The organism is Neobacillus sp. DY30 (assembly GCF_030123065.1).
In the GTDB taxonomy this organism is placed as follows: Bacteria; Bacillota; Bacilli; order Bacillales; family Cytobacillaceae; genus Neobacillus.
Map to the genome: position 1 here is coordinate 3,265,365 of NZ_CP126093.1, position 20,961 is coordinate 3,286,325.

Here is a 20,961-nt window from a genome sequence, read left to right on the forward strand (position 1 = left end):
TATGATTCTAGATGAGTTTCTGCACCATTTACATTTTGATATTGAAAAGGCCAACGTGCCAAATTGGGAAGTGGATTGGGAAGATGGACCACTTCCTTATAAACTATACCGGGGATTGCCTGTGGTCCCATTATCTTTAGAAGTACCACTGACACTTGAAGGACAGAAACAACCCTTACTGCCTGACCTGCGTCAAATGGGGCATTTCCTTTGGTATGTTTATGGCCTTACTCAATTTAGCCAAATGCTCTTTAACTTGGATCCTTCAGAACAAACAACAGAACGAATGCAATCAAACAGGAGGTTTGCTCCCTCGGGTGGAGCACTGTATCCAAACGAATTATACGTATATTTGAAAATCGAGGATTTACCAGCTGGCGTGTATCATTATGATGTGGCACACCATCGCTTAGTTTTATTGCGGGAAGGAAATTTCGATTCCTATATTGCCAGGGCACTTGGTAATCGTTGTGAGATTCCAGCATGTTTTGGAACGGTTTTTGTTTCGACCATGTTTTGGAAAAATTTTTTCAAATACAATAACTTTTCTTACCGATTGCAAGGATTGGATGCGGGAGTCTTAATCGGTCAATTATTGGAAGTATCGAAAGTGTTTGGTTTCGAATCTGGCGTATACTTCCAATTTCTTGATCGGGCCATGAATCATTTGCTTGGAATAAACGAAAAAGAAGAGAGCGTGTATGCGGTAATTCCGCTATCGGTGGAATCAACCATTTGGTCAGCCAACGGGAGTGAAAAGGACAGAATGGTTTCTGCTTCGGGGTTGTGCCAAGAATTAAAATTGATTCAGCCCGACCACTATGTAAAGTCACAGTGGGTTAAAGAGTATCCGATGTTAACCAAGTTAAATGAAGTGTCCATGTTGGAATCTACAACAATGTTTACGTTGATCGAGGCGAAGGAAAATGTGATTTGTGAGGGTCAATCTGTAGCTCTGCCTCATGTGGAGAGGCTGTCGTATGATCTGGGATCAGTTTGTAGAGCCCGATTTTCTCCAGATATGGATTTCATATTGGGAAAGGTAAGTCAAATCGAGCTGGCAAATCTGCTACACGAGGCAACAAATTCCTTTTTGTATCGAAATGATTTGGAGGCTGTCCATCAGAAGCATGGGCACCGTGTCTCGCTGAATGTCTGTTTGTATAATGTTGAAGGAATTCCTAATGGTGCGTATGAATATAACAGCACTGCTCATGCATTACGTCCGGTCCATCTCGGAGATCATCGACTCCTGCTGCAATCTGGTATGTCGTTATATAATGTAAATTTGCTCCAAGTACCACTCTGCATACATGTCACAGGAGTTAGGGATTACTATAAAACAACACTTGGATACAGAGGATATCGAATCCAACAAATGGAGGCAGGTATGCTCGTGCAACGATTACTATTATCGGCAGGAGCAATTGGAATGGGAGGGCACCCTCTCCTCGGATATGATTCCAACCTGTGTGATGAAGTTTACAGGATGGAACCACAAGGAAAAACCAGCTTAATTCAAATTCCGATTGGTCCCTATCGACATCGTCCTTGGTTATTGGGTGGTTTGTGTAATTAATAGCTTTACTTATTAATAGCAAAGTAGGAAATTTCCTAGTTCAATAAAACAAAAGGCTCAACAAAATAAAGCTCACCTTTGTAAAGTAGCTCGAATCTCAAAAAAACGGCATTTCTATTGGAACATAGAAATGTCGTTATGTTTTTACATAATATTAAGAAAAACAAACATTTCTAAAGGACGCTGAAGTATAGTGAAGACCACGAAATAGACAAAAGTAATCTTCACATAGAAACGAATGCTTGCCAGAGCAATTATTAAAGTTATAAGATCGATTAAATGAATTAGGTATTGCCTGTTATTCGGTCCATAAACGAATATGCGATAATCATACTCATTAAAAGACCGTAACAAATCCTATACTTAAGATAGAGGAGGTTCTAATAGATGGACCAGTACCCAACGCTAACTAAAATCTCGGAGGAAATCTATCAACTAGTTGTTCGGTATCCGTTTGGAATGTTTGAAATGAACAGTTATTTATTTCGAGGAGAAAACGGCTTTACGATTGTCGATACAGGTAGTAAGGCAAAAGAATCGATCGAACTTTGGGAGAAAACGTTAGCCTCGGGAATCACTGTTGAAAAATTAGTTTTAACACATGCCCATCCAGATCATTGTGGACTAGCTAAATGGTTTCAGGACCATTATCGCGTTCCTGTATTTATTTCAAGTCTAGGTTATCAAGAATTACAGAGAAAGCGAAACCATAAGAGAGTCAATTGGCTTCACAATTTCTTAAGATCACATGATTGCCCCGAAATCTCTCAAAATATTGGTAATTCAGAAGCTGATGCCTATGAATTTGAACCGGATGGTGTGTTTGAAAACCAACAATTGATCAAGTTAGGGAACGTAACGTATAACACGATCTGGACTCCAGGACATTCTTATGACCACTTCTGTTTCTATAATCAGAATCAGCAGGTGATGTTGACAGGAGATCATGTGTTAGGTGGACTTTCACCGATCATTGCACCATGGACCGAGAACGATGAAAATCCAATAAAAGATAACTTTTCCTCGTTGGAAAAATTAAAAGCATATTCTACGAAACTGGCACTTCCTGGTCATGGTGAACTGATTTACAACCTTAATGATCGTGTAGATGAAATGATAAAGAGTCACCAATTTCGCTTACAGCAAATTTTAAATATTGTTGGGAACGAAGAAAAAACGGCGTGGCAAGTTTGTCAGGACATTTACGGGACTCTCTCTGCTCCCAAATTCTTTCCTCCACTAATGGCAACCATTGCACGGCTTATTTACCTTGAAAAGAGTGGAAAATTACATAGTATCCTGAGAAACGGGAAATTGTATTATAAGCGCGATAGTAAATAGTAAACATAATATTGTCCAGTTCATTACAACAAAAGGAATATATATACGTAGACCTCGTTTTAGAATAGTTCTCTCCAGAGATAAGGTAATTGCAGCTCGTGCAAAAGAGAATAAGGAGTGGGACGAAGGACCTGTCCCTATGTCACATCACGTCCTTTTTTAAACAAGATTTACGATAATGTATTAGTCATTCAGCTAAAAGCATACTAATTAGTATTAATCTACCCTTTGGTATTGCCATAGGGATTTAGGTGGAATCACCCATGTATATGATTTTTTATTTATTATTAGCCATTATTGGCGGTACTTGTATTGGATTACAAGCTGGAATAAATGGAGTGTTGGGAAAAAGGATTGGAGTAATAGAGGCTTCTTTTGTTTCCTTTTTTATTGGAACAATTATTCTCTTATTACTCGTTATTTTTGCAGGGAAAGGGGATTTATTAAAAGTAACGAACGTACCGAAATGGCAGCTGTTAGGTGGAGCGCTTGGAGTTGCTTATGTCTCTATTATGGTAGCCATTGTACCAAAAATTGGCGTAGCCTCAGCCATCACGGCAGTCATTGTTGGACAGTTATTTATCAGTGTTACCCTTGATCATTTTGGAATCTTTACGAATCAACGAATTCCAATTGATTGGTACCGCATTTCAGGTTTGGCGTTATTACTTGTCTCGTTATTCTTAATCTTTAAAGGAAATATTAAATGGTTTTAAATAAAAAAATAATTTGCACCAAAAAGTGTCCCGCACCGATGAACGTCTAGGTTATCCAAGGTGTAGGATGCTTTTATTTATGTTTAGGGATTATTCCCCAATTCGCCAGTGGCTTTATAGGTACCAAGATTTGTTTTATTATGTACTTATTAAATTTTGGTATTATAGCTTTATAGTTTTAATTCCTATTTGTAAAATAGAATAGTATAGGAAAATTCAGATAGTAAACGCATACAGTTAAAGGGAAGTGTGAATTATGCTTTATATCAGAAATATTGAGAAAATCATTGATGAAACTTTAGAAAAGCACAAATTAGATATAAATTATGAAATTAACAATAAACTCACTGTGCCTATGAGTTTTAACGTTTCAACTAACACAATAAAATTTAATTACCTTCAAGTTAATGGTTATATTAATAAAATTAGAATTAAAGAGACAGATGAAAACTTGGTTAAGATTATTCTTTATCATGTGATTGGATATTATTTGGATTATAAGAAAAACAAATATGATTTACGAACCTTAATGTACGGAGAAGACTACGAAATAGCAAAGCTTAAAATGGAAATAGAAAGGAATGCTTGGGGGTATGGGAGAACATTGGTGCCTGAACAATTATTACAGTCATATGATCTAGTACGTGAATTAGATAAAGACCTAGTACATGGTCAACTTACCAATATATAATTATTCGTTTTTTGTAAACTTTGCGTGAAAGAACCTAGTATTTTAAAATTTATGTCACAGTACGTGAGGTGTAAAGGATGAAGGCAGACGCTGTTTTCGAAGGTGGTGGAGCAAGGGGAATTGCTTTTGTCGGAGCCATCCAAGCAATGGAAGAGGAAAAGGTTGAATGGCAAAGAATAGCTGGAACCTCAGCTGGAGCCGTAATCGCTGCTCTTCTGGCCAGCGGCTATAAAAGCTATGAAATTAGAAAGCACCTGAGTGAACTGGATTTTTCTAAGCTTCGCGGCAGGACGTTCATGAATCGAATTCCCATTATCGGCAGTTTACTTGAATTGATGTTTAATCTTGGTATCTATAAAAATGATTATTTAGAAGAATGGGTTGATTCACTTCTTTTAAAAAAGGGGATAAAAACATTTGCAGATCTTCCAGATGGAAAGTTAAAAGTCATCGCTTCTGATGTTTCGAATGGCAAAATGCTTATTTTGCCGGATGATTTAGTGCGCTATCGAATGACACCTGCAGATTTGAAGGTTTCAACCGCGGTAATGATGAGTGCATCAATCCCATTTTTCTTCCGTCCAGTTATTTGGAAATCAAAAGATCGTAACAAATCTTACATATTAGATGGCGGTTTGCTGAGTAATTTCCCCATTTGGATTTTTGATACGCCAAACCCTAGGTTTCCAACCTTCGGCTTTCGTTTTGTAAAAGACAAAGTTAGTATAGACCCAGTAATACCCACGCCGCTGCATCTTTTTAAAAATATATTTAAAACGATGCTTCAAGCACATGACTTACGGCATATGAACGAAGCTACACTAGAGCGTACAATAAAAATTCCGATAGGGGACATTCACGCAACTGATTTTAAACTGAATGAGGAGGAAATCGATTTTCTCTTTCATTCAGGCTATACTTCCACAAAGAAGTTTTTAGCTGGGTGGGATTTTGAACAACATAAGGCCAATAGATTAGAACGAATAGAGAAAGGGAGATAGAAAACGCCATTCAATAAAGAATGCCGTTTTTTATTTCCAAAATTGCCACCATTTCTTTTGCTGTGCAGCTGCAATCTGCCTTTTTGTTTCTTCCAACATGAAATTACTACGTTCCTCTAACAGTTGCTCTGTCCGTTCCACATACTTTAAGATTTGGTTCATTTTATCTTCTACATACGCTTCCCGTACAGCCTTCTCCTTTAGAAGTTTGATTAGATCCATGTTAATTCGCTCTAAATTTTCTATCCGTTCCATTAATTCATTAAACTCACCATTCAGCGACATTTCTTTGTCTGGTTCAGTTAATGCAAGATTGTCATTCGTAATGGTGATTGCTTTATTTTCATCAGAAATCGAGGTCATTAAGGCTTGGACTGAAAGTTCCAAGGTCATACCATCTTTCCTGATATAATCTTTCAATTTGCGAAGGGCGTTAATATCCTGTTCAAAATAGCCACGGTGCCCTCTGCTATTTCGGTGAATGTGATAACCGTGTCCTTCTAGCAGCGTAGCATACTTCCGTAATGTATTGCTATCTATGCTAAGCAATTCTTGTACATGACTAGGGGAGTGTAGTTCCGTCATAAAATGCCTCCTCTATTTCAATCAATTTTTTAAAATATATAGATAAGGTCATTATAACAAGTGATAATTAAGATTTTGTCGAACCAACAGATAATTAACGATTTGTATGTAGACGGTTAAATACTTGAACCATGGTTATCCGAAACTAATTTCAGTCCTCCGCAACTAAATCCGGCTTTCCGCAACTAATTCCTGCCTATCCGCAACTAAATCCAGCTATCCACAACTAATTCCGGCTATCCGCAACTAAATCAAAATCACCCTAAAAACTAATACAAAAAATTCTCTCTTATCGTGATATAAATCACATCAGAACGGAGGGTGAATCCCTTAAAATAACATTATGATAATGACAAAGGGGGAAATACAATGTTTCTTACTTGGTTAATGTGTATCAGTTATTTTATAGGTTCTTATTACATTACTGTTGTTATTTTCGATCGACTTAAAGAGAAAGATCAAGAAGATTTAGCTCAATTAGAATCTCAACTTCAATATATGTCTGCGAATCATAAACAAACTATTAAGCAAGCAGTTTAATTATTGTACTTAAATTAAGGCCAAAAGGCATCTGACTCTTCAGATGCCTTTTTGGTGTTATCATAATAAATAATTTGCATTTAAAGGAAAGCAGGTTGTTTTACTTTACAAATAAATCAAAACCAATTGTAATCAACCAGCCAACAGCAAGAGTAACGGTGAGATATGTACCTAGATAAAGCAATATTTCCGCCATATTACCTCCTTAACTTCCTTCTTCTAAGATATAAAGCCATTATAAACAAGCGAATTTTCAAAATTTGTCGAACCGACGGTTATTAAACAATTTGTAATTAGACTGTTAACTTCCTATAACAAAAGAAACACATTGAAAATAAACAGGACCTTGTCCCCCCTTTAAGGAAAAATATTACTGTAATTCTCATGGAAAAAGGGTGTGCATTTTCCCATTTGACCTTTTTTAATAATAGGTAACACTTAACTAGACAATAAAATTAATGTTCCGTAGACTAAAAACTATATTATTTTTCTAGTATTTTACTTAGGGGTTAAAAGTATCTCTACTAATTATTTAAATAATCATAAAGTAGGATTTGGGTGCAGGGAGGAATATCCATGTTAGAATTTGATACAAGTATGGACCAATTAGCCACGATTAAAGTAATCGGTGTAGGCGGCGGGGGAAACAACGCGGTAAATCGTATGATTGAGGATGGAGTTGGCGGTGTCGAATTTATCGCCGTCAATACGGATTCACAAGCGATCAAACAATCAAGTGCAGCAATTAAAATGCAAATCGGTTCCAACTTAACAAGGGGTTTAGGTGCCGGAGCTAATCCTGAAATAGGTAGAAAAGCTGTGGAGGAAAGTAAACATCAGATTGAAGAAGTATTAAAAGGGGCTGACATGGTTTTCGTTACCGCTGGAATGGGCGGCGGCACGGGAACAGGTGCAGCACCTGAGATTGCGAAAATTGCCCGAAAGCTTGGTGCGTTGACGATTGGAGTGGTAACGCGTCCTTTCAAATTCGAAGGCCACAAGCGTGCCGTAAACGCAGAAAATGGAATAAGCGAAATGAGGGAAGCAGTAGATACATTAATCATTATTCCAAATGATCGCTTATTGGAAATTGTCGATAAAAAAACACCGATGATTGAAGCCTTCCGGGAAGCGGATAACGTTCTTCGCCAAGGTGTTCAAGGTATTTCTGATTTAATTGCAGTGCCTGGTTTAATTAACCTTGATTTCGCAGACGTGAAAACCGTTATGTCGCATAAAGGAACGGCCTTAATGGGTATTGGAATTGCAAAAGGGAATAATCGTGCAATAGAAGCAGCGGAAAAAGCTTTAAATAGTCCTTTATTGGAAACCTCTATCAATGGAGCTCATGGAGTGATTATGAACATAACGGGGGGCAATAATTTAAGTTTGTTTGAAGTACAGGAGGCAGCAGAAATCGTTGCATCATCAGCCAACGAGGATTTAAATATGATTTTTGGTTCCGTTATTAATGAAAATTTAGAAGATGAAATTATTGTAACCGTTATTGCTACGGGTTTCTCGGAGAAAGAGGAAACCGTTGTCCAACATTCTACACAGCCAGCCATAGAGGAAACGCCGCGTCATAATCAAAGGGAACAACGTATACGATATCAAGAACCTGAGCCAATTATCCATTTTGAAGAAGTTCTAGACTATATTCCGTCATCAGATGAACTAGGAGAAAATCAGGATATACCAGCTTTTTTACGTAATCGAAGAAATCGTCTTCGTTCCTATTAATATAGGATCTTGTCAGAATAAGGGAAAAGTTTAACAGATATGGGCTGCTTATTTTGGTCAAATTTCCTTTATCCATACATTCAATTTAAATTGTTGTAGGGAACTAGTTACATTCCTTATTCAAAAAGAATATGATAACGGGATAAATCTCGAAGGGAATGAGCAGTATGTACTATGTTCCTTATATGTACCCCTATCCATATCAAGATCCTTATTATGACAGCGTTCCAATCTATAACCAAGAAAGACAAACCATGTATGGCGGCTACACAGACGAGTTTGACTGCGCACAACCATATCGTCATTGGCATCCGATTATTGAGGTACGAAACGTAGAAATAAAAGATTACGGAAAAGAACCGTTTGCTGTAAATATTAATGAGGCTACGAAACAAAACAATACATTTCGTACCGCCCTTTGGACAGGAAGTCATCTTCAAGTAACCTTGATGAGTATTGACGTTGGGGATGATATCGGTCTAGAAGTTCACCCAAATTTGGATCAATTCTTCCGCATTGAAGAAGGCCATGGAATCGTTCAAATGGGTGATGCAAAAGATAACTTAACGTTTCAAGAAAGGGTCTCAGATGATTTTGCCATCATGGTACCTGCTGGTAAATGGCACAATATAACCAATACAGGGAATAAACCACTCAAGCTTTATTCTATCTACGCACCACCACAGCACCCATTTGGTACTGTTCATAAAACAAAAGCAGAAGCAATAGCTGCTGAAGAAAACCATAGCTAACAAAGTAGTAGGAAAAAAGCTAAACAGAATATTATAAACTATATAAAATTAAACTGATAAAATGACCATTTTTTCAGTTTAATTTTTAAAAATACGGGTATGTAATAAATAGTTGCTTTCCCCTATATCCCCTTACTTTCTATTAAATTTGACTATCTTATTGATAGTCCTTTTTTTTGACTTGTTGGGATTTGAAATTATTCGTAAATGTAACAAGTATTTCGTCCAATGCTTACAGATTAGAGACCAAAGAACGATAAATCAAGCTTAAGGTACTATATAATTTAGAACTAAAGTTATGTTAATAACAGGAGAATCTAGTGATACGATAGTAATACCGAATCGAAAGGTTACACAATTGGAGGAATATAATGAATACCAAAATACCAATTTTAAAATTATATAATTATCTGTTTGTTTCCATTCAGTGGGAGCTTGATGATCAAACAGCTTTACAGTTTCAAGAATCTTTACTCGAAAGAATACACGAAACCGGTGCTAGCGGCGTAGTAATTGATTTAACTTCTGTTGATATGATTGATTCGTTTATTGCTAAGGTTCTAGGCGATGTAATTAGTATGTCCAAAATGATGGGTGTAAAAGTTGTATTAACAGGCATTCAACCAGCTGTAGCGATTACGTTAGTTGAACTCGGAATTCATCTCCAAGATGTCGATACAGCATTAGATTTAGAAAAGGGGTTAGAAATATTACAAAAGGGGTTGGGGGATTAAATCATGGAATATGAATCCTCTATAAAAATATTATCAGAATGGGATATTGTTACAGCTAGGCAGCATGGTAGAAACATTGCCAAAAAGCTTGGGTTTGGTACAGTTGACCAGACAAGAATTACCACTGTAATTTCTGAGTTGGCACGAAATATTTATTTGTATGCCGGTAAGGGAGAGATTCATTTCGAGCCTGTCAGTGCTCTTGAAAAACGAGGTTTAAAAGTAATTGCTCGTGATTATGGTCCGGGAATCCAGGATATTAGGAGAGCGATGGAGGATGGATATTCCACATCTGGTGGTTTAGGGGCAGGTTTACCCGGGGTAAAACGATTAATGGACGAATTTGATTTGACCTCCACAGTTGGGAAAGGGACAACCATCCAGGTAGTAAAATGGCTTCGCGGGAGGTTTCGATAAATGATAGATTTCAAACCAATTTTAGAATCCAGTTATCGGGAGATACTTCGCAGATATATAGAAGAATGTTCTGAAGCATCATTGTATCAAGCACAAATGTTCAGCAGGAAATCCATTAAACAGCAAATACCCCCTGAAGAAATTATTAGTATCCATTGTAAAGTCTTAAAGGATATATTTCCTGATATTAGAGAGGAAATTTTGTCTTCTTTTGATTTCCTTATTGAATTTATGATGAACTATGGCTTAGCTTATCAAGAATACCAAAGCTTGAGGGACAAGCAGTTTGAAATTAAATCGGAAATTGAAATGGCTGCGAGCATACAAGAAAACTTTTTAGAAACGTCCATTCCGCGGCTGGATGAAGTGGATATTGGCGCCATTAGTGTACCGGCGAAGAAAATAAATGGAGACTTTTATCGCTTTATTGAGGACGAAAAAAGTATTAGTGTTGCCATTGCAGATGTAATTGGAAAAGGAATACCTGCTGCACTATGTATGACTTTGATTAAGTATGGAATGGATAGTTTACCGAAGTGCATAAAGAATCCAAAAGAAGTGTTAGCAAATTTAAATAATGTCGTAGAAAATAATCTTGATTCCAGTATGTTTATTACCATGTTTTACGGAATTTATGATTTTTGTAACCATACATTTACATATGCTGCTGCTGGCCATGAACAAGGGTTCTATTATCATGCGGCTTCACAATCCTTTGAGGATCTTACTACAAGAGGCATGGTCTTAGGTGTACAACAGAATATTACATATGAGCAATTTGAAAAGAAGGTTAAACCTGGGGATATGATTATTATGCTATCTGATGGTGTGACTGAATCAAAGACAGAAAAGGGCTTTATTGAACGATCAATCATAACAGATTTAATTAAAACTTATATGCATTTGTCCGCACAAGAAATGGTAGAGAACATTTATCGTGATATTGAGAGATTACAAAATTACGAGATAAGGGATGACTTTACGCTAATTATTTTTAAAAAGCTATAGTGGATGTTCAACATCATATTGTGCATCGAATATAACAAAAACTAACCAAAAATTTATGAAAGGCACTGGTAAAGATGGAGGGTAAAAAAAGGCTTGAATGTAGCAACCAACATATTCAGGCAATTGCCTATCAAGCTCCTAAGGAAGGAAATGCATTTAACGGGGATAGCATTTATATGAAAGTAACGGAAGAATACTTTATTTGTGCGGTTTGTGACGGTTTAGGCAGCGGGGAGCATGCCTTTCATTCGTCGGATGCAGTTCGTAAGGAAGTGGAAAAAAACCATGATAAAGATGTAGAGGTATTAATTGACTATTGCAATCAGGTTCTCAAAAATAAAAGAGGTGCCACTCTTTCCATTTTAAAGGCACATTTTTCACAAAAGACTTTCACCTATAGCTCAGTGGGAAACATTCAATTTGTTCTTTCGTGCCCTTCTGGAAAGTTTATCTATCCACTGCCTATTCTAGGATATTTATCTGGGAGGCCTCAAAAATACCGATGCGAAACATTTACGTATGAGAAGGGATCCAAATTTATTATCCACACGGATGGTCTTACGATAACCGGTATAAAGTCATTAGCAAGCTCCTCTAGTTCGATTGAAGAAATCTCTAATTATATTGATAACCATGCAAAAACAGGGAAAGATGACCTGACTTATCTTGTAGGTCAACTTTTTTAAAATAGCCAAAAAAAGTTTAATTACTCAAAATTCGGGTATTAATATCGAGTTAACACTGTAAGCGTAAGAGGGAATTAGGAGGAATTAAAAATTGGAAACATTCTATGATACTACAAATATATCCGAATATATTACAATTAATAAACAGGAATTTCAAGAAAAACTATTATCAGAGGCTGTTAATGTTGCCACTAATATCGAGAGTATATTAAAAGATGGAAATATTGATTTATTAAAAAATGCTCAAAAGCTAGTTCTTTATGTAGTGGAAGATAGAAACGAAGAACTCATTGCATTCGCTAATGAAGAAGGCATTGCCTGGGCGAGATATTCATTAACTGTTGCGTTCAAATTGGAATGGGTTCATGCAATTAGACGTACGTTATGGTATTTTATCAAACAATATGATCAAATAAAAGAAGATGTTAATTTTGCAGACAATTTTTTCGAATTGGAGGAAAAAGTTAATGATGGGATTGATGAGTTTTTAAACTCGTTCTTTATTAGCTATTCTCAATATAAAGATGAATTAATCCTTTCCCAAAGGAAATTAGTAGAACATCTTTCGGTACCTATCATACCAGTCAGCCAAACGGTAGCTGTATTACCGTTGATTGGTACATTTGATGCTTATCGTATGGATATTATTGAAGAAAAAGTATTAACAGATATTGCAAAGTTAAGGATTATGACATTAATTATGGACTTATCAGGAATATCAGATATGGATGAAGTAACCATCGCTCGTTTTCAAAAAGTGTTAATTGGTATCACACTGATGGGGGCTAAGTCAGTTATAACCGGATTACGACCCGAACTTGTTAGACAAATGGTTCATTTAGGGATCGATCTTACTAGTTATACAGAAACAAAAGCAACACTGCAGCAAACATTAAATAATTATCTTAGTTAACTCTATAAATATATATAATACCCGGGAAGGTTCGCTTCCCGGGGTTTTATGCTTTTTTTCAATATAACTCACATCACCAACGATAATTTCTGCTATAAAATGGTATAATTTATGCAAGAGTATTGTCCAATTGGGGGATGTGTAATGAGGATAGTTATCGCTGGAGGATCAGGATTTATCGGTAAAAAGTTAACAGACTTGCTTCTTTCAGAAGGGCATCGTGTTGTTATTTTAACAAGAGGAAAACGTGAACCTTCCGAGAAGGTACAATATGTAAAGTGGCTGGAGAAAGGTAGTTCACCAGAAAAGGAAATAGGACATGCAGATGCTTTTATTAACTTAGCGGGTGTTTCCATCAACGATGGCAGATGGAGTGAAACCCATCAGAAACAAATTTATGAAAGTAGGATGACCGCAACAGATGAGTTACTAAGAATCATTGCCTCACTACATGAGAAACCTTCCGTTCTTGTAAATGCAAGCGCCCTAGGAATCTATCCTTCCTCGGTTCACGCAGTATATACAGAAAATTCCCCAGAACGCGCAAATGACTTCCTTGGAAAGACAGTCCACGACTGGGAAAAAAAAGCAAAACAAGTGGAAGAACATTCTGTTCGTGGGGTCTACATGAGATTTGGGGTAGTACTTGGTAAAGAGGGGGGTGCCCTGCCGCTTATGGCTCTGCCTTATCGACTATTTGCCGGAGGAAAAGTAGGGTCCGGCGAACAATGGGTTTCCTGGGTGCATGTCTTCGATGTTGTCCGTGCTATTCTTTTTGCCATAAAGAACGATCGACTGCGAGGACCGGTGAATGTTACTTCACCATCACCACTCCAAATGAATGATTTCGGAAAGGCCATTGGATCGGTTTTACATCGACCTCATTGGATTCCTGTACCTTCTTTTGCAATGAAAATGGTCCTGGGGCAAAAAAGTGCACTCGTTTTGGAGGGGCAGCAAGTGGTTCCTCAAGTGTTGCTGCAAGAAGGTTTTGAATTCATGTTCCCAACACTCCGTTCGGCTTTAGAAGATTTGCTTATACATAGTAATAGATAATTTTGATAAAGAATCGAATGTATGTTCTTATATTATGTTGTTTATGGTATACTAAAATGGCAATAGTAGGGTTGTCTCATGTGTGGCCGGTATGCTCCCAATGGAGGGGGGTGATGCTGGTTGACAGTTTTTGAAACGTTGATGATTATGTTTGGTTTTGCTAGTTTAGTTATTGCGATCCTAACATTTAATCAAAAAAAATAACCCTCCCATGAGTTAGAAGGCAAGGGAGGATTACAGATTACGTTATAAAACAGCCGTCCCATTTGAGAGGACCAACTATTGCCGGACCGACATGTTGCACCATGTTCGGTCTTTGTATTTTATGTTCATGCTTATCTATATTATAACGAAAAATAGTAAAAAAGAAACATAAATGACGGATAATCTAAATAGGAAAATCGATAGAAAGCGTTTACATTTCAACTAAGAGATAATACCTCTTCTTAAAAGTTCACCTACAGCATGGGAACGATTTTGTGCACCAAGTTTTTTAATTGCAGATTTTACATATTGCTTAACTGTCAGTTCACTAATATCCATTGCTGCTGCCATTTCTTTTGTGCTTTCTCCCCATGATATTTTTCTCATTACTTCTAATTCCCTTTTACTCAAATCTGGTGTTTCTTCAGGTGAGTTGGACTTCTCGAGATACTTTCCAACCATCCTTCCATAATCAGTAAGCGAGGTAAGCGTTCGTTCATCGATCACTGCAGTTTCTGAGAATTCTGTCGTGCAAATATAGCCTGTCACCACTTTACCAAAACAAATGGGGACGACGGCCAATGAATTCACATTCGAAGTAAGGATATATTTACTGCTTGTTTGTTTTAAAAATTCAATTCCACAGCAATATTTTGCTCTTCTTTCTAAGATGGCAGAGTAGATGAAAGGCAACGTACGTATATTATCGCGAATTTCGTTTATGTAAACAATTCCAGTTGAATTTAACATGATAATCCCTTCACCTAAATAACCTAATGGTGAAAAACGGAATAAATACGAATTCCGTGCAGGGTAGATCGACATGTATAATTCTAAAATTTTATACAGTTTCTCTTCATGATTAGCCGTTTCCTCTAACTGTACAATCTTTTCCATCAGGGTATGCTGTGAAGCCAAATTATCATCTCCTTTTGGGGGATTAGGTAGATACAAAATTAGGAATATTCAAATTATACAAAATATTTTAGTATTTAGATAGTACTTACTATGCTTATACAAAAAAAGATAAAAAATTTTTTATACGAAGGGAAGATGACAATGGCAAATTTAAAACCACAATCACAACTCTACTTAGAGGCATTTAAGCAAATGCCGCCAATCGCATCATTAGAACCGCAAACGGTAAGAGATATGTTTGCGATGGCACCGCCAGTAGAGGTAGAACTTGCTCCGCTGTCAAAGATTGAAGATCGTCTTGTTCCAGTGAATGGTGGAGAAATTAACGTAAGAATTTATACACCAGAAGGTCAAGGTCCCTTCCCGGTATTTGTATATTATCATGGCGGCGGCTGGGTATTAGGAGATATTCCAACAGCTGATGCCAGCTGTAGAATGTTAGCAAATAAGACCCAAAGAATAGTCGTCTCTGTCGATTATCGACTCGCTCCAGAGCATAAGTTCCCTGTACCGGTCGAAGATTCTTATGCAGCTTTACAATGGGTAAGTGACAACGCTGCGGCATTAAATGCAAACGCTTCCAATATTGTTGTAGGCGGCGATAGTGCAGGGGGCAATCTGGCTGCTGCCATGACGTTAAAGTCACGGGAAGAAAACGGACCCGCCATTGCTGGTCAGGTACTTATTTACCCGGTAACGGCCTTAAGTTACGATTCGCCATCCTATGAAGAATTTAAAGAAGGATTTGGTTTAGATCGAGACCTGATGATTTGGTTCGGTAATTATTATATCCGTAATGAAGAGGACGCGAAGAATGTATTGGTTGCACCGATTCTCGAAGAAAATTTACGTAATCTCCCGCCTGCCTATGTACTGACAGCAGAGTATGATGTGTTACGAGATGAAGGGGAAGCCTATGCAGAACGGCTTCGGGAAGCTGGAGTGTATGTAGAAACTTCACGTGAGGAAGGCTTAGTCCACGGATTCTTTACGAATATGGCGGTTTTCCCGGAAGATATTAAAGGGTCCATCGACAAATTTGCTTCTTTTTTAGCAAAAGTAGATCAAGAAGTAAGTAGAGTCTAATTCTTATAGAAGCTTTATCTGAACCTAATTTTAGGGAGGGAAATGCTAATGGCAACGAAAAATGAGGGTAATCAAACAAGTTTTGATGCAGTTGTAATTGGTGCAGGCTTTTCAGGTATGTATATGCTTTATCGCTTACGTGAAGCGGGATTATCAACTCGAGTATATGAGGCTGCCGATGGGGTTGGCGGTACTTGGTATTGGAATCGTTATCCTGGAGCGCGCTGTGATTCGGAAAGTATCTATTATAACTATACTTTTTCAGAGGAGCTTTATCGTGAGTGGACTTGGTCCTCACGTTATCCAGAGCAGCCTGAGATCTTAAAATATCTTAACTTTGTTGCTGATAAGTTCAATTTGAGACCTGATATACAGTTTAAAACCCGCGTACAGTCAGCGCATTACGATGATGGGAATAAGCAATGGCTGATTTCTCTAAATGATGGTACTTCTGTCACCGCGAAGTATTTTATCACGGGTGTCGGTTGTTTGTCTGCATCAAACCTTCCTAAATTTAATGGCTTAGAAAACTATAAAGGGAATTGGTACCACACTGGTCATTGGCCGCACACAAAGGTTGACTTTACAGGAAAACGAGTGGGGATTGTCGGGACTGGTTCAAGCGGTGTTCAAGCGATTCCAGTCATCGCCGCCGAAGCAGAGCATCTCACCGTCTTCCAACGGACACCGCAATACAGTGCACCAGCAAGAAATCATCCTTATGATCCTGAGTATATCCTCAATGCAAAGGAGAATTTTCAAGAAATTAAGCGCCAAATTCGTGAATCAGTAGGAGGAGCACCTGCAGAAGTGCCAACGAAATCAGCACTGGAGGTAACACCTGAGGAACGCTTGGCTAAGTTCGAAGAGGCGTGGGAGGTTGGCGGTCAAGGTATATTCACCTCGTACTATGACATTACCATTAATCCAGAGGCAAATGAGCTGGCGGCCGAATTCATCCGTTCTAAAATCCGCTCCATCGTTACAAAACCAGAAGTTGCAGAAAAGCTTCTGCCTTCCTATTTTTACGGAACAAAGCGCCCAATTATCGACACCGATTACTATGAAACCTATAACCGGGATAATGTTTCGTTAGTCGATGTGAAGAAAAATCCAATTGTAGAAATTACGGAGAAGGGTATACGTACCACTGAGGGAGATTATGAACTAGACGCCATTGTGTTCGCTACCGGATTTGATGGTATGACAGGTCCATTGTTAAAAATGGACATTCGAGGTAAAGATGGTGTGTCACTGAAGGAAAAATGGAATGGGGGAGAAAATACAAGAACCTACCTCGGCGTTGCCAATGCTGGTTTCCCTAATTTCTTCATGATTACCGGACCAGAAAGCCCTTCCGTTCTTAGTAATATGCCGGCATCCATTGAGCAGCATGTAGAATGGGTCTCGGATTGCATTGAATATATGGAAGCGAATAGGTTAGAGACTGTTGAAGCAAATGTTGATGCGGAAGAAGCATGGAGCAAGCATTGTGCCGAAGTTGCAGATGCCACATTGTTTACGAAAGCAGACTCCTGGTATACCGGGGCCAATATTCCTGGAAAAACGCGCAGATTCTTAATCTATTTAGGCGGCGTCGGTGCATATCGCCAGAAATGTATAGAAATCGCTGAGAAGGGATATGAAGGGTTTACATTTGAAAAATCATCGGTACCTATTCAGGGGAGTATAAAATAAATCATTTTTTTCAGAAATAGTCCCTAGACATTTGTCTAGGGATATTTGTATGGTGTGAAAATGGAATCAATAGTGAGCATGAACCCGAAAATACCAGTGATTTCAGAAAGTGGTCTCATGAATGGTTCATGAGACCAAAGTCATCAGTGTTATCAGAAAAGGGGACCTCATGAAGGGTTCATGAAGCCCAAAATTATAAATAATATCAGAAAAAAGTCCTCATGAAAGGTTCATGAAGCCCTAAATTATAAATATTATCTGAAAAGGGGCCTCATGAAGGGTTCATGAAGCCCAAAATCATAAATGAAATCAGAAAAGGAGTCTCATGAAGGAAATTCAATATTAAACACTAGCATGCTACTTTACTAGTCACCTGTAGAGTAGCATGACCATCATACTTACGGAACCTATTAATTTACTTCCGTAACTCCACCTTCATAAAAAATCTCAAAATACCGATTAACGCTATTGCCGGATTCATTCGTGGCAGTTATTCGGTATGCACGATAGTTTGGAGCTGATTCATCAAAGTGAATACTTTTTTCAAATGAATTTGATAACTGTTCTGTCATTTCCTCGTCAGTAAAAATGATACTCGGAGCATCCGAACAACCTTTGAATACGATATCATGTTCCCCTAAAGGAAGGTGTGTCACAAGCTGGGCTGGACTTTCAAGGTTTAGTTTTGGGAGTGTAGTATCTGGAGCTTGCTTAAATGTTAGACCTTTTAGGATAAAATGATACGAAAGCAGGGATGGATCTTCCGGTGATTCTGCTGGATTTGACGTAATCACTAACATATACTCTCCTGCTGGCAATTCATCGCCATTTCCATACATTGCAGACCAGTTTTTATCTGTGATGATATAATCGGATCCCACTGTATCGGGTCCCCAACTAATGTCAATGGTTCCTTTCTTTGAAGTTGAAAATAGGTAGTAATGCGTCTCCAAATCACGATGGATCTTGCCTTTATATTCAACCGTCATTTTGACTTTATCCTTTTGCTTTTTCTCTGTTTTCATCTCAGCCGCTGATATTCGCTCATTAACCGGCATAGGAGAAAACATCATAGGCGTAAAAAACATCAGGGACACCAAAAAACTGATCAGAAAAAAACGAAACCTTTTTGATTGATACATAACAATCATCCTTTCTTGATGACAATTAAAATTTGGATTACGACCAGTGCTTGGTTGTATGCTGCAACATTTTTCTCTATAAAGTAGACGTTTTCCAATGAGTATGGTTACACTGGTTTCTGTAAAGATGAGGGGTAATTTCAATTTTTGGGGCCTATTTTTATGAATCCTTTGTATTGTCCTTATTCTAATAAAGTAATAATATGGTAATATACAAATTTAAAGAAACAATCTTAAAGACTCATAGTGTTTGAGTAGAGGGATTTGAAAATATAAACCACGAGGTATAATGCATGTTTAATAATAAAATGACACAGCTTTTAAAAATCGATTACCCCATTATTCAAGCTCCTATGGCGGGAGGAATAACGACTTCCAACTTAGTCGTGGAGGTTTCTAATGCTGGAGGTCTTGGAATGATAGGAGCAGGCTATATGACTCCTAATCAAATCCGTGAGCAAATCAAGGAAATAATACAGTTAACAAAAAGGCCATTTGGCATTAATTTATTTGTTCCGAACGAGTTTGCTTATACAGATAGTGATATAAAGTCAGCCGATCAGCTCTTACAGCCATTTCGAGATCAATTACAATTACACGAGGATCAAAACATAGATATCCCTACATATGACCAACTAGTTAAAACATTCAATGAACAAATCAAAGTAATCATCGAAGAAAGAGTCCCCGTTTGTTCATTTACATTTGGTATTCCTTCTGAGGAAGTTATAGAAGAATTAAAAATTAATGGAATTATTCTAATTGCAACGGCTACAACAGTAGAGGAAGCCATTGAAGTGGAAAAATCAGGAATGGATTTGGTTGTGGTACAGGGTAGTGAAGCGGGAGGACATAGAGGAAACTTTATTCGTGAAAGTCATGAATGTTTAATAGGTTTAATGTCTTTGATTCCACAAGTAGTCGATCATGTTAGCATTCCGGTTATTGCAGCTGGCGGAATCATGGACGGAAGAGGTTTAATGGCTTCTCTATGCTTAGGTGCTATGGGCGTCCAAATGGGTACTGCTTTCTTAACCTGTGTGGAAAGCGGTGCACAGCAGATATACAAAGAAGCTATCATAAATGCGAAAGAAGACCAGATGGTGTTAACCCGAGCGTTTTCTGGCAAATGGGCAAGAGGAATTAAAAATAAATTTATCGCGGATATGGAGAAACACGAAGATTTATTACCAGATTTCCCAATTCAAAATGCACTAACTCAACCTATAAGAAAAGCTTCTTCTTCTCAACAGAACACAGATTATCTTTCACTATGGTCTGGACAAAGTCCTCGATTAGCGAAAAATCAGAGTGTTAAAATGCTATTCAATACCATTTTAACTGAAGCTAAAATCATTACTATAAAGATATAGAAGTAGCAGCGATCCTTCCGTACGAAGAATCGCTTTTCTTATTAATAGATGGGAATCACAGCCAGAAACATGTTACTTTTAACCTGAAATACGAACATTTTATTAGTTATTGTTATCGTTACGAAAACAGGAAAGGGAATGGAAAATTCAGCTGCTGCAACCGCAGTCGCCATTGAAAAATATAAACCGATCGCGATCATCAACCAAGGTACATCAGGTGGACATAATCCAGAGCTAAATGTATTTGACATTGTGTTAGGGGAAAGAACGACAAACATTGGTTCATTAAAAACAACCCATATGGAAGATGAACAAGGAATGATCCAACTACATGGATTCCGATGGATTTAATGGCTTCGGAAGGAAGCGGATCGGATGAAAATGCTAACAAGGTCCGTTACTACTACGGAGATGAAGATTTGCTCGCTGCTGCTAATGCAGTAAAAGACACATACACAAAGGGTAAGATTGTTGAAGGTACAATTGGTTCAGCAGACTTTTGGAATAGCGAGGTAGATAGAATTCAATGGATCCATGAAGTATACGGTACTGATGTAGAAGAAATGGAAGGGGCATCCGTGGCACAAATTGCCGATGCATACGATGTTGCATTCCTGGGTATTCGAATCCTATCGAATAATAAAACAAATGGCGGTACGTACGATCCTGGTACAGCGGCCGCAAATCAGGAATATGTTTATGAAGTTGTTAAAGAATACATCTCTAAGATCGAAAAATAAATAATTAATCTGTAGGGTGCGTTTCTACTTTTTGTGGA

General features: G+C 37.8%; 21 protein-coding genes and 1 pseudogene. 19 read left to right on the forward strand and 3 right to left on the reverse strand.

The annotated features are described in order from the left end of the window. The first annotated feature begins 1 nt into the window (after position 1). From QNH29_RS15780 to QNH29_RS15800, 5 genes are all read left to right on the forward strand, one after another. Entirely contained in the window at positions 2 to 1,579 is a 1,578-nt protein-coding gene (locus QNH29_RS15780) for a SagB family peptide dehydrogenase (protein WP_283860344.1), read from the forward strand. A 387-nt stretch (positions 1,580 to 1,966) separates the two neighbouring features. After that, positions 1,967 to 2,920 carry an MBL fold metallo-hydrolase gene (locus QNH29_RS15785; RefSeq protein WP_283860345.1) on the forward strand — a complete coding sequence of 318 codons (954 nt, stop codon included), beginning with the start codon at positions 1,967 to 1,969 and terminating at the stop codon, positions 2,918 to 2,920. A gap of 263 nt (positions 2,921 to 3,183) precedes the next feature. Further along, positions 3,184 to 3,636: a DMT family transporter gene (locus tag QNH29_RS15790; protein ID WP_283860346.1), complete on the forward strand. Its 453-nt coding sequence runs from the start codon at positions 3,184 to 3,186 to the stop codon at positions 3,634 to 3,636. A gap of 256 nt (positions 3,637 to 3,892) precedes the next feature. Continuing rightward, positions 3,893 to 4,327 carry a hypothetical protein gene (locus tag QNH29_RS15795; protein ID WP_283860347.1) on the forward strand — a complete coding sequence of 145 codons (435 nt, stop codon included), beginning with the start codon at positions 3,893 to 3,895 and terminating at the stop codon, positions 4,325 to 4,327. A gap of 77 nt (positions 4,328 to 4,404) precedes the next feature. Continuing rightward, a complete protein-coding gene (locus QNH29_RS15800) occupies positions 4,405 to 5,328 on the forward strand; it encodes a patatin-like phospholipase family protein (RefSeq protein ID WP_283860348.1) in 924 nt (307 codons plus the stop codon). 30 nt (positions 5,329 to 5,358) lie between these two features. On the opposite strand, the gene QNH29_RS15805 is transcribed toward QNH29_RS15800, so the two are convergent. Continuing rightward, positions 5,359 to 5,913, reverse strand: coding sequence for a DUF3967 domain-containing protein (locus tag QNH29_RS15805; protein WP_283860349.1), 555 nt, complete (start codon positions 5,911 to 5,913; stop codon positions 5,359 to 5,361). Positions 5,914 to 6,282: 369 nt separating this feature from the next. Here QNH29_RS15805 and QNH29_RS15810 point away from each other — a divergent pair, with 369 nt between their 5' ends. From QNH29_RS15810 to QNH29_RS30485, 10 genes are all read left to right on the forward strand, one after another. Beyond that, positions 6,283 to 6,453 carry a hypothetical protein gene (locus QNH29_RS15810; protein WP_283860350.1) on the forward strand — a complete coding sequence of 57 codons (171 nt, stop codon included), beginning with the start codon at positions 6,283 to 6,285 and terminating at the stop codon, positions 6,451 to 6,453. Positions 6,454 to 7,029: 576 nt separating this feature from the next. Then, entirely contained in the window at positions 7,030 to 8,196 is a 1,167-nt protein-coding gene (gene ftsZ / locus QNH29_RS15815; RefSeq protein ID WP_283860351.1) for a cell division protein FtsZ, read from the forward strand. Between the two features lie 167 nt (positions 8,197 to 8,363). After that, complete coding sequence (locus tag QNH29_RS15820; protein WP_283865650.1) at positions 8,364 to 8,948, forward strand: cupin domain-containing protein; 585 nt, start codon at positions 8,364 to 8,366, stop codon at positions 8,946 to 8,948. Between the two features lie 368 nt (positions 8,949 to 9,316). After that, positions 9,317 to 9,682: an STAS domain-containing protein gene (locus tag QNH29_RS15825; RefSeq protein ID WP_283865651.1), complete on the forward strand. Its 366-nt coding sequence runs from the start codon at positions 9,317 to 9,319 to the stop codon at positions 9,680 to 9,682. A 3-nt stretch (positions 9,683 to 9,685) separates the two neighbouring features. Continuing rightward, a complete protein-coding gene (locus QNH29_RS15830; RefSeq protein WP_283860352.1) occupies positions 9,686 to 10,099 on the forward strand; it encodes an anti-sigma regulatory factor in 414 nt (137 codons plus the stop codon). Between the two features lie 3 nt (positions 10,100 to 10,102). Continuing rightward, positions 10,103 to 11,107: a PP2C family protein-serine/threonine phosphatase gene (locus tag QNH29_RS15835; protein WP_283865652.1), complete on the forward strand. Its 1,005-nt coding sequence runs from the start codon at positions 10,103 to 10,105 to the stop codon at positions 11,105 to 11,107. Between the two features lie 74 nt (positions 11,108 to 11,181). After that, on the forward strand, positions 11,182 to 11,793 hold the full coding sequence (locus QNH29_RS15840) for a PP2C family serine/threonine-protein phosphatase (protein ID WP_283860353.1): 612 nt from the start codon (positions 11,182 to 11,184) through the stop codon (positions 11,791 to 11,793). 91 nt (positions 11,794 to 11,884) lie between these two features. Then, positions 11,885 to 12,706 carry an STAS domain-containing protein gene (locus QNH29_RS15845; protein ID WP_283860354.1) on the forward strand — a complete coding sequence of 274 codons (822 nt, stop codon included), beginning with the start codon at positions 11,885 to 11,887 and terminating at the stop codon, positions 12,704 to 12,706. Between the two features lie 144 nt (positions 12,707 to 12,850). Continuing rightward, a complete protein-coding gene (locus QNH29_RS15850; protein WP_283860355.1) occupies positions 12,851 to 13,762 on the forward strand; it encodes a TIGR01777 family oxidoreductase in 912 nt (303 codons plus the stop codon). Positions 13,763 to 13,882: 120 nt separating this feature from the next. Beyond that, positions 13,883 to 13,966 carry a putative holin-like toxin gene (locus QNH29_RS30485; protein WP_369689651.1) on the forward strand — a complete coding sequence of 28 codons (84 nt, stop codon included), beginning with the start codon at positions 13,883 to 13,885 and terminating at the stop codon, positions 13,964 to 13,966. Between the two features lie 222 nt (positions 13,967 to 14,188). Here QNH29_RS30485 and QNH29_RS15855 read toward each other — a convergent pair whose 3' ends face one another. Next, on the reverse strand, positions 14,189 to 14,863 hold the full coding sequence (locus QNH29_RS15855) for a response regulator transcription factor (protein WP_283860356.1): 675 nt from the start codon (positions 14,861 to 14,863) through the stop codon (positions 14,189 to 14,191). A gap of 162 nt (positions 14,864 to 15,025) precedes the next feature. On the opposite strand from QNH29_RS15855, the gene QNH29_RS15860 reads away from it, so the two are divergent. Together QNH29_RS15860 and QNH29_RS15865 are read left to right on the forward strand one after the other, a co-directional pair. After that, a complete protein-coding gene (locus tag QNH29_RS15860; protein ID WP_283860357.1) occupies positions 15,026 to 15,970 on the forward strand; it encodes an alpha/beta hydrolase in 945 nt (314 codons plus the stop codon). A 48-nt stretch (positions 15,971 to 16,018) separates the two neighbouring features. Next, positions 16,019 to 17,668 (forward strand): flavin-containing monooxygenase, encoded by a 1,650-nt coding sequence (locus QNH29_RS15865; RefSeq protein ID WP_283860358.1) that lies wholly within the window; start codon positions 16,019 to 16,021, stop codon positions 17,666 to 17,668. A gap of 410 nt (positions 17,669 to 18,078) precedes the next feature. Here QNH29_RS15865 and QNH29_RS15870 read toward each other — a convergent pair whose 3' ends face one another. Continuing rightward, entirely contained in the window at positions 18,079 to 18,756 is a 678-nt protein-coding gene (locus tag QNH29_RS15870) for a hypothetical protein (RefSeq protein WP_283860359.1), read from the reverse strand. 347 nt (positions 18,757 to 19,103) lie between these two features. Here QNH29_RS15870 and QNH29_RS15875 point away from each other — a divergent pair, with 347 nt between their 5' ends. Next, positions 19,104 to 20,183 (forward strand): NAD(P)H-dependent flavin oxidoreductase, encoded by a 1,080-nt coding sequence (locus QNH29_RS15875; RefSeq protein ID WP_283860360.1) that lies wholly within the window; start codon positions 19,104 to 19,106, stop codon positions 20,181 to 20,183. A 111-nt stretch (positions 20,184 to 20,294) separates the two neighbouring features. Continuing rightward, positions 20,295 to 20,923: pseudogene (locus QNH29_RS15880) on the forward strand (5'-methylthioadenosine/S-adenosylhomocysteine nucleosidase); the annotation flags it as partial. Positions 20,924 to 20,961 lie beyond the last annotated feature (38 nt).

Bases quoted from the DNA above. Each gene is read 5' to 3' on its own strand.
- QNH29_RS15780 (WP_283860344.1), top strand. From the start codon at position 2: ATGATTCTAGATGAGTTTCTGCACCATTTACATTTTGATATTGAAAAG.
- QNH29_RS15785 (WP_283860345.1), top strand. From the start codon at position 1,967: ATGGACCAGTACCCAACGCTAACTAAAATCTCGGAGGAAATCTATCAA.
- QNH29_RS15790 (WP_283860346.1), top strand. From the start codon at position 3,184: ATGTATATGATTTTTTATTTATTATTAGCCATTATTGGCGGTACTTGT.
- QNH29_RS15795 (WP_283860347.1), top strand. From the start codon at position 3,893: ATGCTTTATATCAGAAATATTGAGAAAATCATTGATGAAACTTTAGAA.
- QNH29_RS15800 (WP_283860348.1), top strand. From the start codon at position 4,405: ATGAAGGCAGACGCTGTTTTCGAAGGTGGTGGAGCAAGGGGAATTGCT.
- QNH29_RS15805 (WP_283860349.1), bottom strand. From the start codon at position 5,913: ATGACGGAACTACACTCCCCTAGTCATGTACAAGAATTGCTTAGCATA.
- QNH29_RS15810 (WP_283860350.1), top strand. From the start codon at position 6,283: ATGTTTCTTACTTGGTTAATGTGTATCAGTTATTTTATAGGTTCTTAT.
- ftsZ (WP_283860351.1), top strand. From the start codon at position 7,030: ATGTTAGAATTTGATACAAGTATGGACCAATTAGCCACGATTAAAGTA.
- QNH29_RS15820 (WP_283865650.1), top strand. From the start codon at position 8,364: ATGTACTATGTTCCTTATATGTACCCCTATCCATATCAAGATCCTTAT.
- QNH29_RS15830 (WP_283860352.1), top strand. From the start codon at position 9,686: ATGGAATATGAATCCTCTATAAAAATATTATCAGAATGGGATATTGTT.
- QNH29_RS15840 (WP_283860353.1), top strand. From the start codon at position 11,182: ATGGAGGGTAAAAAAAGGCTTGAATGTAGCAACCAACATATTCAGGCA.
- QNH29_RS15850 (WP_283860355.1), top strand. From the start codon at position 12,851: ATGAGGATAGTTATCGCTGGAGGATCAGGATTTATCGGTAAAAAGTTA.
- QNH29_RS15855 (WP_283860356.1), bottom strand. From the start codon at position 14,863: ATGGAAAAGATTGTACAGTTAGAGGAAACGGCTAATCATGAAGAGAAA.
- QNH29_RS15860 (WP_283860357.1), top strand. From the start codon at position 15,026: ATGGCAAATTTAAAACCACAATCACAACTCTACTTAGAGGCATTTAAG.
- QNH29_RS15865 (WP_283860358.1), top strand. From the start codon at position 16,019: ATGGCAACGAAAAATGAGGGTAATCAAACAAGTTTTGATGCAGTTGTA.
- QNH29_RS15870 (WP_283860359.1), bottom strand. From the start codon at position 18,756: ATGTTTTTTACGCCTATGATGTTTTCTCCTATGCCGGTTAATGAGCGA.
- QNH29_RS15875 (WP_283860360.1), top strand. From the start codon at position 19,104: ATGTTTAATAATAAAATGACACAGCTTTTAAAAATCGATTACCCCATT.